The following is a 17,286-nucleotide window of genomic DNA, read 5'->3' on the forward strand; positions in this document are numbered from 1 at the left end:
ACCATGGCCAATATTTCTTCTCAGCAGAAAAAGAGCCTCGATATTGGTGTGTCTGTCGCCAGAGCAATCAGTGGTGAACTCGATCTGAACTATCGGGGAGAACGACTCTATAAAGGCAATAAGCCCTGTTATTACCAGTCTGCCCACACCAACGATCTCACCTTTGTATCTCGCCACGAGCTGAAAAACAGTAAGCTTTCGATGCAAGGCAAGATCGATTCATCGGCATTACGACTCTTGCTTTCAGATGCTGATCTTCACTACTCATTGCGACCGAAAAACGAGGTCGAACGTCTGTTATATGACTTCTGCGAGCAGGTGCGAATTGAATCGCAAGTTCCATCTTATCTAAAAGGCGTTACCACCAGCATTCAGTTCAACTTTGCGTATTGGAGCGACCAATATCATCAGAATGGCTTCACCGAATCACGAATAGGCATGTTGCTGTTTACTCTGATGCAAGTCATCCACACCCGCTTAACCGGTGTTCCGGTTTCGGAACCCATTGCTGAGACCATTGAATCGACTCGCGCCGGCATCGTGCCTACCTTCGGTCACAGCTTTAAACGCTTAAAGCAACATAGAACAGACCAAGAACAGTTTGCACACAGTGCCAATGAGCTTGCAGCCCTTGCACAAGAGTTAATCATCCAAGAACAGGAAAGTGATAACTCACCCACACCAACCGTTGAAGAAGACATCAAGATCCTTGCACAGCTTGCCTTGATTGTTGATGGTGACATTCAAGATCAAGACGTCGATACCGACATCACAGGCAGTAGCAAGGTATTCGAGTTGTCGGGCGCCAATTATCAGGTCTTTAATTCAGAATTTGATCAAGTCATCGCCGCAGACAAACTCGTCAGGCGTACCCTATTACTCGAACTGAGACAAAAGCTAACCGATGACATCATGGCGAGACAAGTCAACACTCGCCGTTTAGCCGCTATGCTTACTAGCTTTGTTGCCACACCACAGAGGAACCGACGTCAGGACCATTTAGAAGAAGGCATTGTTAACGCCACCACCATCACCAAGCTCGTCACATCGCCATTGGATAGCACTGTCTTTTATCAACCTGACATCGGTACATCTCATCAATGTGCCACCACATTTTTGATGGACTGCTCTGGCTCAATGCAAAAGCACAGTCACAAGCTAAGCCTACTGATTGATACAATTCTCAAATCCGTTGGACTGGCCAACATCCCTTTCGAGATTATTGGCTTTACGACCAATAACTGGAACGGTGGCAAGGTCTATCGGCAGTGGCTTAAACAAGGCCAACCAAAGCACCCGGGCCGCTTAAACGAAGTTCGGCACATCGTGTTTAAAGATTTTGATACCCATTGGAGACGTTCTCGACTTGGCATTGCGAGTCTTCGTAAAGCCGACATCTTTAAAGAAGGGATTGATGGCGAAGCGGTTCAGTTCGCGAGTCATCGATTGCAGCAGCACACCGCCCAGCGAAAGGTTTTGATTGTGTTCTCAGACGGCTGCCCGATGGATACCGCTACCAGTACCGCCAACGATCAGTTCTATTTAGATAACCATCTCAAACAGGTGATTGAACGTGAGTCGACCAAAAACGGTATTGAGATTCATGGTGTGGGAATGGGAGTGGATTTGAGCCCGTACTATCGCAGCAACATCACGTTAGATGTACAAGAGAGCTGCTTGTTTGGGCTATCTAGGAGCATATTTGAGATGCTAAAGCGTGTTTAAACAGGGAAGCTTAGGCTAGCGAATCACTAGCCTCCTTTGTCGAGAATGGTTTTACGAGGAGCCAAACAACGACCATGCAGAGACAGCCATCAAATATCCGCCTATCAGCATTAACACCGTAAACACCAGCTTTCTGAGTTGATCATTAGACAACGGCGATGGGAAACGCCGAGCAAACATTGTGACAAGCGCCACCAGAGGAACAGCAATAGCGGATAACCACAATATGCTCTGTTCCATGTCGCCCGCCGCATAGACATTGACCGTACGGGACATCGACGTACAAGCGAAAACCATCAGCAGTGTGCTTCGCACCAGATCGAGCGAAAAAGGTTGCCGATAGAGATGATAAACAATCGGTGGACCTGCCATCCCAAATAATCCCCCCGCTAACCCAGAGCTAAATCCTGAGACAAGGAAAGATACGGTTGTCGAACGGACCGTTCTAGTTTTAGGTTTAAACATAAAGCTCAAACCAGCGAACAACACCATGGCACCCAATAGCCCTCGTAGGATTTGGGTTGCCGACTCGCTCAACGCGTCCAGCAAGTACACGCCCATCGATACGCCGGGAATAATACCGATGACTAACACCACCAGAATCTTGAGTTCCCCAAGCAGTGGCTTACCCATCAACGCCACCAAGCAATTGAACAAGGTCACAATACTGACCACAGCGGCTATAACGGGTAGGGATACCAAATTAAGGCTGACCGTTAGCCCAATCACAATGATACCGAGACCAAATCCAGTGACAGTTTGGAAATAAGTACCTACCGCAATGGTGGCAAGAATGGCGAGTAAAACAGGTAACTCCATTAGCTATCCTAATTAGGTTATTTGGGGGTAAATATGAGTGCAAGATTCCGCATTAGTTTAAGCAACGAGTGTTAATACCGGAATTCAAACTCCGACTCTTCGCTCTCTTCACCATCAGCTTCAGAGTCAGCCTTAGAGTCAGACGCTTTCCCTTGCTGCGCTTGTACTGCGGTAACGGCAATAACATTAAAGATATCTTCAGTACTGCAGCCTCTGGATAAGTCATTCGCGGGTTGATTCAGCCCTTGCAGCAACGGGCCAATCGCAACCGCACCACCTAACCTTTCCGCAAGCTTATAGCCTATGTTTCCCGCTTCTAAGTTAGGAAATATCAACACGTTAGATTGACCTTTGACCTCTGAATCAGGCAACTTTTTCGCCGCTATTTCAGTGACAATCGCCGCATCGAGTTGAACGTCCTGATCGACGGCGATTCCGGGACAACGTTGTTTCACGAGTTGAGCAGCATTACGAACCTTATCGACCGATTCGTGTTTGGCACTGCCGTTGGTCGAAAACGACAGCATCGCTACTTTAGGCTCTTCCATCAGTAGCGTTTGAGCACTGTTTGATGCGGCCACGGCAATCGATGCCAGCTCGGTTTCAGTGGGGTTAATCACCAAACCACAATCGCTGAAAATCATACCGCCTTTAAGATTATGGAAAGGCTCACACAGCATCATCAAGAAGAAACTCGACACCAATTCGCTGTCCGGTGCAGGGCCGATAATCTGCAGCGCAGCTCGCACCACATCAGACGTGGTATAAACCGCGCCATTAACTGTGCCGTCTACCAGTCCTTCCCTTACCATCAAATTGGCAAAAACAAGTGGATCTTGAACCAGCTCTAGGGCGTCATCATAAGTCATGCCTTTAGCTTTTCTTAATGTATACAGCCGCTCAGCGAGCACCTCTTTGAGTGACGACGCCTGAGGAGAAACAATATGAATGCCAGCCAGGTTAATGTGATGCAGTTCTGCAGCAGCGATGATCGCCGATTCATCGCCCACGAGTGTGATGTGAGCGAGCTGTTTGTCGATTGCCATTCTTGCAGCAGCTAGCACTCGCGGGTCCTCCGCTTCACTCAAAACAACACGCTTACGATCTAAATGAGCTTTATCAATAATCCGTTCAATCGCCTTCATCTTTAAATTCCATTTATTGAGATTAATTGTTCCATAATTTACATTTATATTATTGGAATAATAAAAAAGATCAAATTTTATTCAGATAATTGAAGAATAATGATTTGGTATGTACACTCTTAGGCATAGACATATCGCAAGGATGAATCACTGTATGCAAACAGAAACACCGCAAGTTCAAGGGGATACACCGACCCTCCGACTTTTTGCACTATTAGAGGTGATAGCGCAAAAAGACGAGTTTATTTCTCTGCAAGGATTAGTCGAAGAAACTGGATTGCCAAAACCCACGCTGCACCGAATGCTTCAACAGTTAGAAGCGGCGGGCATCATTCAAAGAGATGGCGACGAAAAGCACTACAGCTCAGGTATTCGACTCAGAAAACTTGCCGAAAACCTACTTTTGAATAGCACCATGCACAGCGCGCGACGCACTATCCTTGAGAACCTGAGAGCAGAAGTCGGTGAGAGTTGTAACCTGACCGCTCTTTCAAGTGGCGAAATCATCTATCTCGATCGTGCCGAAACTGAAGCCCCCCTTCGCTTTCACCTGCACCCCGGCTCTCGCGTTCCCGTGCACTGCTCGGCTACCGGCAAACTGTTTTTAGCACACATGTCTAAGTCGCAGCGCAGACGATTAATTGAAAACGTGCCGCTGACTCAATACACCGTGAACACGATTACCGACTATTCGACTCTAGAGAAAGACATCGAAGAAGCGAAAATCCAAGGTTTTGCGATTGATGATGAAGAGTTTTTGCCAGGCTTAGTCTGTATCGCTGTGCTGATACCCTCACCAACAGGTCAATCAAACCTAGGCCTAGCGATACAAGCACCTGTGATTCGAGTGAAACCGGACGAAGCAATAAAATTCTTGCCCGCACTTCAAAAAGCAGCAAAAGCATTAGCGAAGATAGAAGCAGACAACTGGGCGCAAGAATAACCTTGGCAGGCTAAAGCGAATCATCAGCACTGCATAGACATCAACTCAATAACAGCACCAACACGTGTTAAGTAATCATCAAGAAGGAATCACGATGCTAAACATTGATAACCAGCACTTACTCTCTTTTATGGTGACAGAAGCGAACAACGCAGTTGCAGTCACAAACCCAGCAACGGGTGAACTCATCGGGCACGCACCGATATCATCAGAAACAGAGTTATCGAGCGCGATTGAACGAGCTCATGTAGCGCAAAAAGAGTGGGCAAAAATCCCTGCTAAATCTCGTGCTGCACTACTTCATCGCTGGCACCAGTTGATCCTCGAAAACAAGAATGACCTTGCTCGAATCATGACGATTGAACAAGGTAAACCGTTAGCCGAAGCGGCAGGCGAAGTGGTGTATGGCGCGAGCTTCATTGAGTGGTTTGCAGAAGAAGCAAAGCGCACTTATGGTGATTCCATTCCTAGCACAGTCGCAGGCAAACGTTTGGTGACCATCAAGCAACCGATCGGAGTGGCGTGCGCGATTACGCCATGGAACTTCCCTATTGCAATGATCACTCGTAAAGCGGCTCCTGCCTTAGCTGCGGGTTGTAGCTTTGTCGTGAAACCTTCGGATGAGACACCGCTGTCTGCGTTTGCTGTGGTTGAACTGGCTTATCAAGCGGGTATCCCTAAGGATCTACTTCAAGTCGTTCTTGGTGAAAGCCCTGAACAAGTGGGCAACCTATTCACTTCGCATCCGTTGATCAAAAAAATCTCTTTCACTGGGTCGACCCGTGTGGGCAGCATTTTGATGGCTCAAGCTGCAAAAGGCATCAAACGCACCTCTATGGAGCTTGGTGGCAATGCACCTTTTATTGTGTTTGACGATGCTGACATCGACGCGGCCGTTCAAGGCGCAATGGCGTCGAAGTTCCGTAATGCAGGTCAAACATGTGTCTGTGCGAACCGATTCTACGTTCACAGTAAAGTGTACGATGAGTTTGTGGCTAAATTCGATCAAGCGGTTCAGCAGCTTAAGATTGGTAACGGTTTAGATGAGGGTGTCACGATTGGACCTGTTGTCAGCCTGAATGCGAAGAACAACATCCAAGCTTTGATAAACCGAGCGATTGAACAAGGTGCTGCGCCTGTCACGCCAACTCAGGAGCTTAATGGGCTTTTCATTCAGCCTGTTGTTCTTAAAGATGTAAAACACAGCATGGACATCGTTCAACAAGAGATATTTGGCCCAGTCGCGCCTGTGATGAAATTCGACACGGACGAAGAGCTTATCGAGATGGCCAACGATACCATTTATGGATTAGCGTCGTACTTCTACAGTCAGAACATTCATCGAGTATGGAACATCGCAGAGGCACTTGAGTACGGTATGGTGGGTATTAATGATGGCCTGATCTCAACCGAAGTCGCGCCTTTCGGTGGCGTGAAACAATCAGGTATTGGCCGTGAAGGTGCGAAAGAAGGCATCGATGAGTACATGGACATTAAGTATCTTTGCTTTGGCGGAAAATAAGGTTGGTAGTAACTAAGTTCTGGCAGTGATTAGGGCTCGGAAATAATTAAGTCTTAGTGATCACTAACCTGACCCACTTCCACCTTTCCCTTCACAAAAATGAATCAAAAAAAAGCCGCGCTATAAAAGCGCGGCACCTTGGGCTCGGTTAAAGGGGGGTTTCTTTTTTTAGTATTTTACATTCTCTATTTTTGTTATTCGGTTGCTTCGCTATTCCTGTGCTTTCAGTTTTAGACGCATCGCGTGCAGCACTGGCTCGGTGTAACCGCTCGGCTGAGCACAGCCTTCGAATACCAACTGACACGCCGCTGAAAATGCAATGCTGTTTTCAAAATCAGGCGCCATGTTACGGTAACTCGGGTCGCCAGCGTTTTGCTCATCCACCACTGCGGCCATACGCTTCATGGTTTTCATTACCTGAGCTTCCTCGCAAATGCCGTGACGTAACCAGTTCGCAATATGCTGGCTTGAAATACGCAGCGTCGCTCGGTCTTCCATTAACCCTACATCGTTAATATCAGGTACCTTCGAACAACCAACGCCTTGGTCAATCCAACGAACCACATAACCCAAAATACCTTGGGTGTTGTTATCCAGTTCACTTTGAATATCTTGCGCGGTAAGCTTTTGATCGCCCAGTAACGGGATAGTAAGAATATCATCGACATTGGCTCTCACTCGCTCACGAAGCTCTTTCTGACGGCTTGGTACACTCACCTTATGATAGTGCAGCGCGTGCAAAGTCGCGGCGGTTGGAGAAGGAACCCAAGCGGTATTGGCACCCGCTTGTGGATGTCCGATTTTCGCGTCCATCATCTTCGCCATATTATCCGGCTCTGGCCACATACCTTTACCAATCTGGGCTTTACCTTGCAGGCCACAAGCTAAGCCAAGATCAACGTTTTGATCTTCGTATGCGCCAATCCAAGTCATGGTTTTCAGCTGTGTTTTAGGAGCAAAAGGCCCCGCTTCCATACTGGTGTGAATCTCATCACCCGTTCGGTCTAAGAAACCTGTGTTGATAAACACAACACGATCTTTAGCTGCACGAATACATTCTTTAAGGTTAACCGAAGTACGACGCTCTTCGTCCATGATGCCGACTTTTATCGTGAATCGATCTAGCCCTAATGCATCTTCAATACGGCCAAACAATTCATTAGTAAAGGCGACTTCTTCAGGGCCATGCATCTTAGGTTTTACGATGTTGATACTGTTCGCAGTCGAGTTTTGGTACGCGCTGTTGCCTTTTAAATCATGCATCGCAATTAACGAAGTGATCATGCCATCCATAATGCCTTCAGGCACTTCATTACCTTCGGCATCAATAATGGCAGGGTTAGTCATCAAGTGGCCGACATTACGGATGAACAACATGCTGCGGCCTTTTAGTGAAATCTCACCACCCGTCACGCTGGTGTATTGGCGATCGGGATTAAGGTTACGAACAATAGTTTTGCCGTTTTTCTCTAGTGATTCTTGCAGATCACCTTTCATCAAGCCTAACCAGTTACGGTAAGCCAATGCTTTGTCTTCACCATCAACTGCAGCAACCGAGTCTTCGCAATCCATAATGGTTGTTAGGGCAGCTTCGACCAACACATCTTTAATACCCGCCACATCAACGCTACCAATCGGTGCGCTTGGGTCAATTTGAATTTCGATGTGCAGATTATTGTGTTTAAGAAGAATGCACGAAGGGGAACTTGCGTCACCTTGATAGCCAATGAACTGGTCGCTATCAATGAGAGTGACTTCTTCGCCGTTATCGAGTGTCGCTATGAGCTTATTGCCGATGCTAGCGTTACTGATGCTGTATTTGGTCACGTCTTTATGAGAGACACCGTTTAATGGCGCTGCATCATCAAGGAACTCACGAGCATAAGTCACTACTTTAGCGCCACGAGCAGGGTTAAAGCTTCCGCCCTTTTCCGCGCCATCACTTTCACTGATCACGTCCGTTCCGTAGAGCGCATCGTATAAACTGCCCCAGCGCGCGTTTGCTGCGTTAAGTGCAAATCGCGCGTTCATAATAGGCACCACAAGCTGCGGCCCAGCTTGTGTTGCGATTTCAGGCTCTACGCTTGCAGTGGTAACTTGAAAGTCTTCGCCTTCAGGTACTAGGTAGCCAATCTGCTGTAGGAACTGTTTGTACTCTGCAGCATCTAATATTTGACCAGCACGCTCTTGGTGCCACACATCGATTTGATGTTGAAGATCTTCACGCTTGATAAGCAAAGCACGATTCTTTGGTGCCAGGTCTTTAAGGATGGCTGCGAAAGATTGCCAAAAGTCCTCTGCGACAATGCCTGTTCCAGGAATGACCTGCTCATTAATTAATTGGTAGAGGGTGCTATCAATGCTCAAGCTTCCCTGTTGAATACGACTGCTCATAAAATCTCTCTCAAACTAATTGATGGCTACTCAATAAATTTTCGTGACTAGCTCAAATTTACTTTACTGATTTAAACTTACTTAACGGACATGAATTTAGCTAATTTATGCCGGTTATATTGGATATTCATATAAAAAATACCCTACAAACTATGTTATTCCGTCACTCCACTCTCGATTTCGTTAGCGACACTTTTAATCAAACGACGCATCCACTGATGGTCTGGATTGGTTTGTAACAATGGACTCCACGCCATCTTCACCTCAAAGGGTTCAATCGCAAATGGCGCAGGCTTGATCAACAATCTAGGATTATTGCGCTGCAGTTGAGCTGCTTTGGTAGGAATAGTCAGGATAAGGTTCTTCTGCTGAGCGAAGAGAATCGCCGACAAATAGTGTCGAGTAAACACCGTGATGTTACGGGTTTTACCGATGCGCATTAATGCCTCATCTATCCAACCAAGCTTTTGTGCTTCACTTGGGTTTATTCCCACTCCCGTTCCCATACCTGTCTTACTTACCCAAATATGTTGTGCCTTTAAATAAGACAAAATATCGAAGTTGTCGGCGATCGGGTTGTCACAACTAAATAGGCAAGAAAACCCGTCGTGCCAGAGGCTCATCTGGTGAAACGACTGAGGAATATCGTCAAATCGGTTGATAATTATATCAACGGTACCTTGCTCTACATCCTGATAACTCACGTCACTTGGCGTCATGATATCCAGTCGTATTTTCGGTGCTATCTCACTTAACCTTTTCAGAAGAGGTTGAATAATGGTCGACTCTGCATAGTCACTCGCCATGATACGAAACACGCGTTCACTGTCTTCTGCATTAAACTCTGTGGTCGGTTGCAGTGTCTTCTCTACATTCGCCAAGATGTTTCGAATCAGTGGCTGCAACTTATGCGCGCGTTCGGTCGGTATCATCCCTTCACTTGTTCTTACTAATAGCGGGTCTTCAAACAGATCACGCAATCGGCGAAGGCCATTACTCATGGCTGGTTGAGTAATACCCAATTGATTTGCTGCTCGTGTAACGTTTCTTTCACGTAGCAACATGTCTAAATACACAAGCAAATTAAGGTCTATACGAGCAATATTCATAAGAAAAATACCGAATATAATAACTATAAATTAACAAAATTATCACATGAGTGGTTATTCTTTGTCCATAGCAAAGTTTTAATCCAAGCCAATTTGGCAACCATACCCCACGTGAAACTAAGGAATAGTTATGTCGCAAATTACACAAGATATCGAAATGATAGAAGTTGCAAAAAGCGCTGCTGGTGCTCCATGGGATGCAATTAACCCTGAATCTGCTGCTCGTATGCGAGCTCAAAACAAATTCAAAACAGGTCTGGATATTGCGCAATACACGGCAGATATCATGCGTGCAGACATGGCGGCTTACGACGAAGACAGCTCTCAATACACTCAGTCTCTGGGTTGCTGGCATGGTTTCATCGGCCAACAAAAGCTGATTTCTATTAAGAAGCACTTTGATGGCAAGACTGACCGTCGTTACCTATACCTTTCTGGTTGGATGGTTGCTGCACTTCGCTCTGACTTTGGTCCACTTCCAGACCAATCTATGCATGAGAAAACATCCGTTGCTGGCCTAGTAGAAGAGCTATACACATTCCTACGCCAAGCCGATGCTCGTGAACTGGGTGGTTTATTCCGTGAGCTAGACGCTGCGCGTGAAGCAGGCGATGTGAACCTACAAGACCGTATTCAAGACAAAATCGACAACCACGTGACACACGTAGTGCCAATCATTGCCGATATCGATGCTGGTTTCGGTAACGCAGAAGCGACTTACCTAATGGCTAAGCAGATGATTGAAGCGGGAGCTTGTTGTCTACAAATCGAAAACCAAGTAGCCGATGAGAAACAATGTGGTCACCAAGACGGCAAAGTAACGGTTCCACACGCTGACTTCCACGCAAAACTTCGTGCGCTTCGTTACGCTTTCCTTGAGCTAGGCATCGACAACGGCATCATCGTTGCTCGTACCGATTCACAAGGTGCTGGCCTAACAAAAGAAATCGCCGTAGTGAAAGAGCCGGGCGACCAAGGTGACATCTACAACTCATACCTAGATGTTGAAGAGATTGATGTTGCTGATATGGCTGAAGGCGATGTTTGTTTCAACCGTGACGGCAAGCTAGTTCGACCTAAGCGTCTACCTTCAGGTTTATACCAATTCCGCCAAGGTACTGGTGAAGATCGTTGTGTATTTGACTGTATCGAAGCAATCAATGCAGGTGCTGACCTACTTTGGATTGAGACTGAGAAACCACACATCGGTCAAATCAAAGAGATGATGGACGGCGTACGTGAAGTACACCCTAATGCGAAACTGGTTTACAACAACTCTCCATCATTCAACTGGACGCTAAACTTCCGTCAGCAAGCTTACGATGCGATGGTAGCAGAAGGTAAAGATGTTTCAGCTTACGACCGTGCAAGCCTAATGAGCGCGGAATACGATGAAACTGAACTGTCTGCAAGCGCTGACGAGAAGATCCGTACATTCCAAGCAGACGCATCACGTGAAGCGGGTATTTTCCACCACTTGATTACGCTACCGACTTACCACACTGCTGCGCTGTCTACTGACAACCTAGCGAAAGAGTACTTCGGCGACCAAGGCATGTTAGGTTACGTTGCGAATGTTCAGCGTAAAGAAATCCGCCAAGGCATCGCATGTGTTAAACACCAAAACATGTCTGGTTCTGACATGGGTGATGACCACAAAGAGTACTTTGCTGGTGAGAACGCACTAAAAGCTGCAGGTGAAGCGAATACATCGAACCAATTTGATTAATCGCTAACGCTAAAGCCTCCCCCGTCCTTCTCTCTTACTTAGGTAAGATCCGGGGGAAGGCTTTGAGATAAAGCTTGTTCTGCCAGCTTTATCTCAAAGCCTCAGATTTGTGTTCCACACCACGGTTAACCGAACAACTTCTGTTTAAGCTAACTGTATACGTATTTGTTCAGATTCCTATTTGTTAAGATTCTTATTTTTTGAGAGTGCCTATGACTTCAATACCTACACACCTACAAGATGCAAAAACACTGTTATCAGAGAATGGTTTCGCGACGGGTGATACTTGGTATCACGGCACATCTTCCGCTTTATTGGCTTCTATTCAAGGCCAAGGTTTAAAACGTTCTGGAGACAAAGCGCTCAACGAAGCAGCTTCAAAAACTATGGCGACCATCGGCAACAACTACACCGAATCGGTTGAGCCAGTGTTTCTCACCCAGAGCAAAGAACTGGCATATTACTGGGCTCAACAAACCGTTCGTGAGCGAGGCGTTCGCTTCGAAGGTGAAGAACAGCCTATCGTATTAGCGGTAAACTTATCTGAAAAGCAACGTGCCAAAGTAAGACCGGACGTAGGAGCAATGAGTCTATTGATGATGAGTGTGGGCGAGCAATTCATGTCCCACCTCACTGAAATTTATCAAGCCAATAACATTGCAGGCCCCGACATCGAGCTTCGCACTGCTGATCGCATGGACTACCTCAATAAACTCGGTATGGCCTACATTGATGAAGACATCAGCCGTGCTTGTGTTCAGGAGTTAGCTGAGCCCGAGTTGGCCGACTGAAAACGTTCAACAAATCAGTCTTCTTAAAAACAAAAATGGCTCCCAATACGGAGCCATTTTTATTTGCTATAAGCCTATCTCACAAGATACAGACGCATCTAGATTATGAGCACAGAAGACCTTTCTGTGCAGGTTGCGTCATTTCGATGTCACCTTGTAGAGAACGGTAAACGATGGTGTTCCACACTTCACCATTATCCATTTCAAACTCAATAGCGTAATTCAAACCCGCGACAACCTGAGTTCGAACACTCAAGATCTGCTTGAGCTCAGCTGAAGTGTTCATTTGGCTAAGAACTGCGTTTAAAGCTTGCTTGGCTTCTGGTGTTATCTCACTTTTCGACCAACCACCCGTCAGGTTTTTAGTGCTGCAGATGGGGTTCGCATTCTCTTGCGGTTGAGTTGGTACTTCTGATTTCTGACTACACCCAGCTAACGCCACGACACTAAACAAGGTTGCTGTTCCAAGTAATGATGTTAATCGTACGTTCTTCATAAATTCTCTCTACCTCAATCATTTACGAGGGATTACTCGCAATAATGTTTCATATGCAGGCAAGCTTAAACCTCGAATGTCATCACTTCATCAGAGATTATGGTGTAACTACTCTATAAACACAGGAGATTGTCAGGAAAACAAGACGAGCACTGGAGCTCTGCTTTTATCCACCTGATATTTAAATCATTAAAATGAGTAGCGAGAGAATAAGAGAGTATAAGACAGATATAATGCATCAGTTAATTACATATCTCACACCAAATACATTCACGCTGTAATTAATAAGATGAGCTCATGTTGATTTGGATTATGATATTGGTTCAAAAAATAGATATTTGAGATTATTTTATAAATTCAAAAGTTTATGCTCGGCTTAATCATGTCTGATTTTAAACTGTGATCCATCCCTACAAGTTGTTGATAATAATGTACTTTGTTCATCTGTGAATTCATTCAAATATGGAAAATCTTTATTGTTAAGGGTGGGTGCAAGTAGTAAAATCTCACCCGATTATGCAACTTACTTCTCACAACATGGACACAAGTAAAGTTACGATTGGCTCTCTCAAAGTAACGTAACTTCAAACACATACCTAAAATCAGTGTCCTATAGATAGTGCAGATCAAATAAAAATAATTATATAAACCTAGGCTAGGTTAAACATGAAATTAACGTCGTCTTTAGGCTCACTGTTGGCTAGCAGTCTGTCTATCGAAATAAAACAGCGAGCGCTGATAGAGCTCGTCATCAACACTTATCAGCCACATGAGCGCACTGAGCTTTTTCAAAACGTGACTGAATATCGTAGAAGCCAGTTAGAATTGCTTTTCCCAGAGCATCAAAACAAAAGCTACTCTGTATTGTTTGAGGTGATGGACTACCGCGATCTGATTCTGCGCTATCCAAATACACTATCTGCAGAGATTGCTCTTCTAGAGCAGGCTGTAGGGCAGTGCTATATGCATTGGCTAGATTTCTGGTGTGAGTGTGAAATTGCTGCGATCAAAGCAAAATCTCCATTAAATCCAAGCTCCATTTCTCATGTCGACCTCCCTATCAATGACAGTGCTTATTACGGTGCGATCATCGAACAGATAGAACATGAGCCACTTTTGGTACAAACACCGAGTCACCCACAAGGAATGCCAATCAGCGATGCCATTGCTTTAAGCAATCTCGAGGTGTTCATCAAGGGCGAGAAATGGTTTGAGATGCTGCCTTTATTACACCTTTCTCAGGCAGGTAAGCATTTTATTCTGCTCAAGCATCCAGTCGATGAAGCCTTTCCAACACTGGTTTCCTCTGCGCTGATTCAAGACTGGTCTAAGAATGACACTTGGCTAAGTTACGCACCGCCGTTCAGCAATGAGCAATGGCAATACTGTTTACCCAATTACGGCTACGATGAACTCGCAGGGTTACAACTTTTCACACCGCCTACACTGTCAAAATGTTACTCTCTCCCAGAATTTGACCAACAATTCCAGTTACAATTGTCCGACAAAGATGCCCTGTGTGAGGTGTTACGTCTGACAGTCAGTGGCAATACCCAACAAAAGCTCTATTTCCTCTACCTTTCTCAAAAAGAGCTGATGAGTGTGTTACACCAAATAGGCTATAAGATTGGCTTCACTATTATCGAGCAACCTTTCATGCTTCAGTTTTATCAAACCATTGATTCCAATGCATACTTCCATTCTGGATATTGCGAATTAAATGACGATGGCACGACAATTTATCGTGGATTCTGGAATTTTGAGATGATGGTAAAAGCGTTCAATAATATCGATTTTCGAAGCTACAAACGCGCAGTGCGAGAAAACAGAAAGTCATTAGAAAAGTCGCGCTCGGCAGGAAAAACTAGCTCGGTGAAAAAGGATGAACATGTTTGATTTCGGCCTAGAGGCGATCATCTATGCAAAAGCAATCACACTGCTTGCAACCGTGGCTGTGGTTGTCATGTGGTTGTTCTATTACTGCTATCGCCTGAAACAGAAGAACGAAGTGATCGCAGGGACACACCATGCCCCTTACATCGCGTATTCGATCTGCATTGTTGCGTGGATCAGCAGTAACGCTTATTTCCATACCGACTTATTACCGGAACTTGGGGCCTCGGCCGCCGTGTTCGCCGCAAAGTTTGCCAACCTCGCCTCGTTCTTTGCGTTTGCCTTTGCCTATTACTTCTCGTGCAAACTCGCCGCTGAACAACGTAATGGTAAGGTTCATGTGTGGCAGCAAGCCATTTTCGTCACCCTGACCGTCTACTCCTTCTTTATCAATTTAAGTCCGGGGTTAACCGTTGAACACGTCACCATTGCAGGCCCAAGCCAGTTCGTGATTGAGTTTGGCCCGCATACGCCGTACTTCTTTATTGGGATGATTAGCTTTGTAGTGCTAACACTACTCAACCTGGTGGCCATGCGCGCCAACAGCAGCAAGCTAACTTTAGCCAAAACCAACTATATGATCGCCGGCATTTTAGTCTTCATGCTGTCTACTGCGACGATCCACCTAGGCATGACCTACTTCTTGCGTGATTTCTCGCTCACTTGGCTGCCACCAGCTTTGTCGATAAGTGAAATGTTGTTCGTTGGCTATGCCCTGCTGACCTCGCGCTTCTACAGCGTGAAATACCTGGCGTACATGAGCCTAAATGCGATGTTGGTTTGTGCTATTTTGGTGATCCCTTTTGGCGCGATATTTATCCCGCTGACAGACGACAGTCAATGGCTTGTTGCTATCCCAATCTGCGCGATTATCGGCATCACGTGGCATGTTCTCTACAAGCGCGTAAGCCACTACGCCTCGTTCTTTGTCTACGGAAACAAGAAAACGCCAGTACAACAGATCCTCTCACTAGAAGACGATTTCAAGCTGTCGATTGATGATGCAATGCGTCGATTAGGTAGCCTATTGCAGATTCCCGAAGACAAGTTGCGTCTGGTGAACAGCAACTACAACGAAACCTTCTACGAAGATTACCTGTCTACCAACAAGTCCGTTTTAGTGTTCGATGAGCTGTCTCAGGAGCTTGATTACACCGCACCAGCCAAGCGCTCGATAAAAGCCCTATATGACAAGATGAGCTCAAACGACACCGCTTTGGTGATGCCTTTATTTGGTCAGGGGAAATCGGTCACGCACTTATTGGTCTCATCACATAAGAGCAACGATAAGATGTTCTCTAACGAAGAGATCTCTGCACTGCAAACCTTGTTAACTCGTGTACAAAGCACCATTGAAGCCGATAGACGCATTCGCCAAAGTCGCGCGCTTGCTAATTCTATCGCACACGAAATGCGTAACCCGCTGGCTCAAGTGCAGCTGCATTTTGAGGTGTTAAAACAGCACATTGATAACCAAGCCCCAGCTAAACAAATCCTAAAGGATATTGAGAATGGCCAAGCGGCGATTCAACGCGGGCGACAACTGATTGATATCATCCTGCGCGAAGTCAGTGACAGTACGCCTGAACACGGCCCTGTGGCCATGACCTCTATCCACAAAGCCGTAGATCAAGCCGTAAGCCACTATGGTTTTGAGAATGAAAAGATCATTGAACGCATTCGTTTACCACAACATGCTGATTTTGTGGCAAAGCTGAATGAAACCTTATTCAACTTCGTCATTTTCAACCTGATACGTAATGCAATCTATTACTTTGATTCTTATCCAGAAAGCCAAATTGAGATCAGCACCAACACAGGGCCTTACGAGAACGTTCTGATATTCCGAGATACCGGCCCTGGCATTGACGAAGCCATTGCACATAAGATCTTTGATGACTTCTTCTCTTACCAAAAAAGCGGTGGTAGCGGCCTAGGGCTTGGCTATTGCCAACGTGTGATGCGTTCATTTGGCGGCCGAGTTGAGTGCCACTCTAAACTTGGGGAGTTTACTGAGTTCCACCTGTACTTCCCGGTAGTACCCAATGCACCCAAAGCAGACGCACTTCGTACGCCTTACTTCAATGATTGGAAAAGTAATCAAACCACAACTGAAAACAAAACCAACGCTGAAGCTAAGCCAGATAACCAAGCAGAAACGCAAAGTTCAGAACCAACAAGTACGCTAACCCCAGAGAATCATTTGGCTCCAACCGTGCTTATCGTCGATGACAAAGAGGTACAACGCACGCTTGTTCAGATGTACCTGAGTCGACTTGGTGTAAATAGCTTGCAAGCCAAAAACGGTGAGAATGCCGTCGAGCTGTTCAAAACACACAAGGTCGATTTGATCTTAATGGACGTACAAATGCCGATAATGAATGGTTTTGACGCAAGCCAAATCATCAAGGCACGCTCACCTCAAACACCAATCATTGCTTTGTCTGGCGAATCAGGACAACACGAGTTAGATATGATCAGCAAACTGATGGATGGTCGCTTAGAGAAGCCAACCTCTTTGAAGGCACTGCAACGCGTGCTCGATAACTGGCTAGAGAAAGGCTGTGCCTCAAATGCTTCCAAAGAAACCGAAGATGAAGAGTAGATGCAGGAAAACACGAATCGCAATTTAGCCAGTTGATTACTGTTTGTCTCATTACATTGCTTTAATTATTCATCAAAAAGCCAGCCGAACAAGGCTGGCTCTATCAGAACTAAAC

General features: G+C 45.8%; 12 protein-coding genes. 7 read left to right on the top strand and 5 right to left on the bottom strand.

What is annotated here, in order from left to right; translation table 11 throughout:
- Positions 1-3: 3 nt before the first annotated feature.
- Positions 4-1,725: a cobaltochelatase CobT-related protein gene (locus AB4249_RS15905; RefSeq protein WP_372103886.1), complete on the top strand. Its 1,722-nt coding sequence runs from the start codon at positions 4-6 to the stop codon at positions 1,723-1,725.
- Positions 1,726-1,776: 51 nt separating this feature from the next.
- On the opposite strand, the gene AB4249_RS15910 is transcribed toward AB4249_RS15905, so the two are convergent.
- On the bottom strand, positions 1,777-2,544 hold the full coding sequence (locus tag AB4249_RS15910) for a TSUP family transporter (protein ID WP_372103889.1): 768 nt from the start codon (positions 2,542-2,544) through the stop codon (positions 1,777-1,779).
- A gap of 71 nt (positions 2,545-2,615) precedes the next feature.
- A complete protein-coding gene (gene pta / locus AB4249_RS15915; protein ID WP_372103891.1) occupies positions 2,616-3,689 on the bottom strand; it encodes a phosphate acetyltransferase in 1,074 nt (357 codons plus the stop codon).
- A 154-nt stretch (positions 3,690-3,843) separates the two neighbouring features.
- Here pta and AB4249_RS15920 point away from each other — a divergent pair, with 154 nt between their 5' ends.
- A complete protein-coding gene (locus AB4249_RS15920; RefSeq protein WP_017064281.1) occupies positions 3,844-4,632 on the top strand; it encodes an IclR family transcriptional regulator in 789 nt (262 codons plus the stop codon).
- Between the two features lie 94 nt (positions 4,633-4,726).
- A complete protein-coding gene (locus AB4249_RS15925) occupies positions 4,727-6,154 on the top strand; it encodes an NAD-dependent succinate-semialdehyde dehydrogenase (protein WP_065585104.1) in 1,428 nt (475 codons plus the stop codon).
- Between the two features lie 210 nt (positions 6,155-6,364).
- Here the strand turns inward: AB4249_RS15925 and AB4249_RS15930 are convergent, their stop codons facing one another.
- The gene (locus AB4249_RS15930; RefSeq protein ID WP_372103894.1) at positions 6,365-8,548 is read right to left on the bottom strand and encodes a malate synthase G; all 2,184 of its coding nucleotides are present in this window, start codon (positions 8,546-8,548) and stop codon (positions 6,365-6,367) included.
- Between the two features lie 155 nt (positions 8,549-8,703).
- Entirely contained in the window at positions 8,704-9,657 is a 954-nt protein-coding gene (locus AB4249_RS15935; RefSeq protein WP_012600244.1) for a LysR family transcriptional regulator, read from the bottom strand.
- Positions 9,658-9,787: 130 nt separating this feature from the next.
- Between AB4249_RS15935 and AB4249_RS15940 the strand changes: the two genes are divergently transcribed.
- Both AB4249_RS15940 and AB4249_RS15945 read left to right on the top strand, forming a co-directional pair.
- Positions 9,788-11,386 carry an isocitrate lyase gene (locus AB4249_RS15940; RefSeq protein WP_012600243.1) on the top strand — a complete coding sequence of 533 codons (1,599 nt, stop codon included), beginning with the start codon at positions 9,788-9,790 and terminating at the stop codon, positions 11,384-11,386.
- 212 nt (positions 11,387-11,598) lie between these two features.
- Positions 11,599-12,177 carry a hypothetical protein gene (locus AB4249_RS15945; protein ID WP_017067975.1) on the top strand — a complete coding sequence of 193 codons (579 nt, stop codon included), beginning with the start codon at positions 11,599-11,601 and terminating at the stop codon, positions 12,175-12,177.
- 103 nt (positions 12,178-12,280) lie between these two features.
- Here AB4249_RS15945 and AB4249_RS15950 read toward each other — a convergent pair whose 3' ends face one another.
- Positions 12,281-12,673: a cystatin domain-containing protein gene (locus tag AB4249_RS15950; protein WP_017064277.1), complete on the bottom strand. Its 393-nt coding sequence runs from the start codon at positions 12,671-12,673 to the stop codon at positions 12,281-12,283.
- Positions 12,674-13,339: 666 nt separating this feature from the next.
- Between AB4249_RS15950 and AB4249_RS15955 the strand changes: the two genes are divergently transcribed.
- Positions 13,340-14,569 carry an acyl-homoserine-lactone synthase gene (locus tag AB4249_RS15955; protein ID WP_372103897.1) on the top strand — a complete coding sequence of 410 codons (1,230 nt, stop codon included), beginning with the start codon at positions 13,340-13,342 and terminating at the stop codon, positions 14,567-14,569.
- A complete protein-coding gene (locus AB4249_RS15960; RefSeq protein WP_372103899.1) occupies positions 14,562-17,171 on the top strand; it encodes a response regulator in 2,610 nt (869 codons plus the stop codon). Before AB4249_RS15955 ends, AB4249_RS15960 begins: the two co-directional genes overlap by 8 nt.
- Positions 17,172-17,286 lie beyond the last annotated feature (115 nt).

The sequence above is a fragment of the Vibrio sp. 10N.261.55.F4 genome (assembly GCF_041470465.1).
GTDB lineage: Bacteria > Pseudomonadota > Gammaproteobacteria > Enterobacterales > Vibrionaceae > Vibrio > Vibrio crassostreae_C.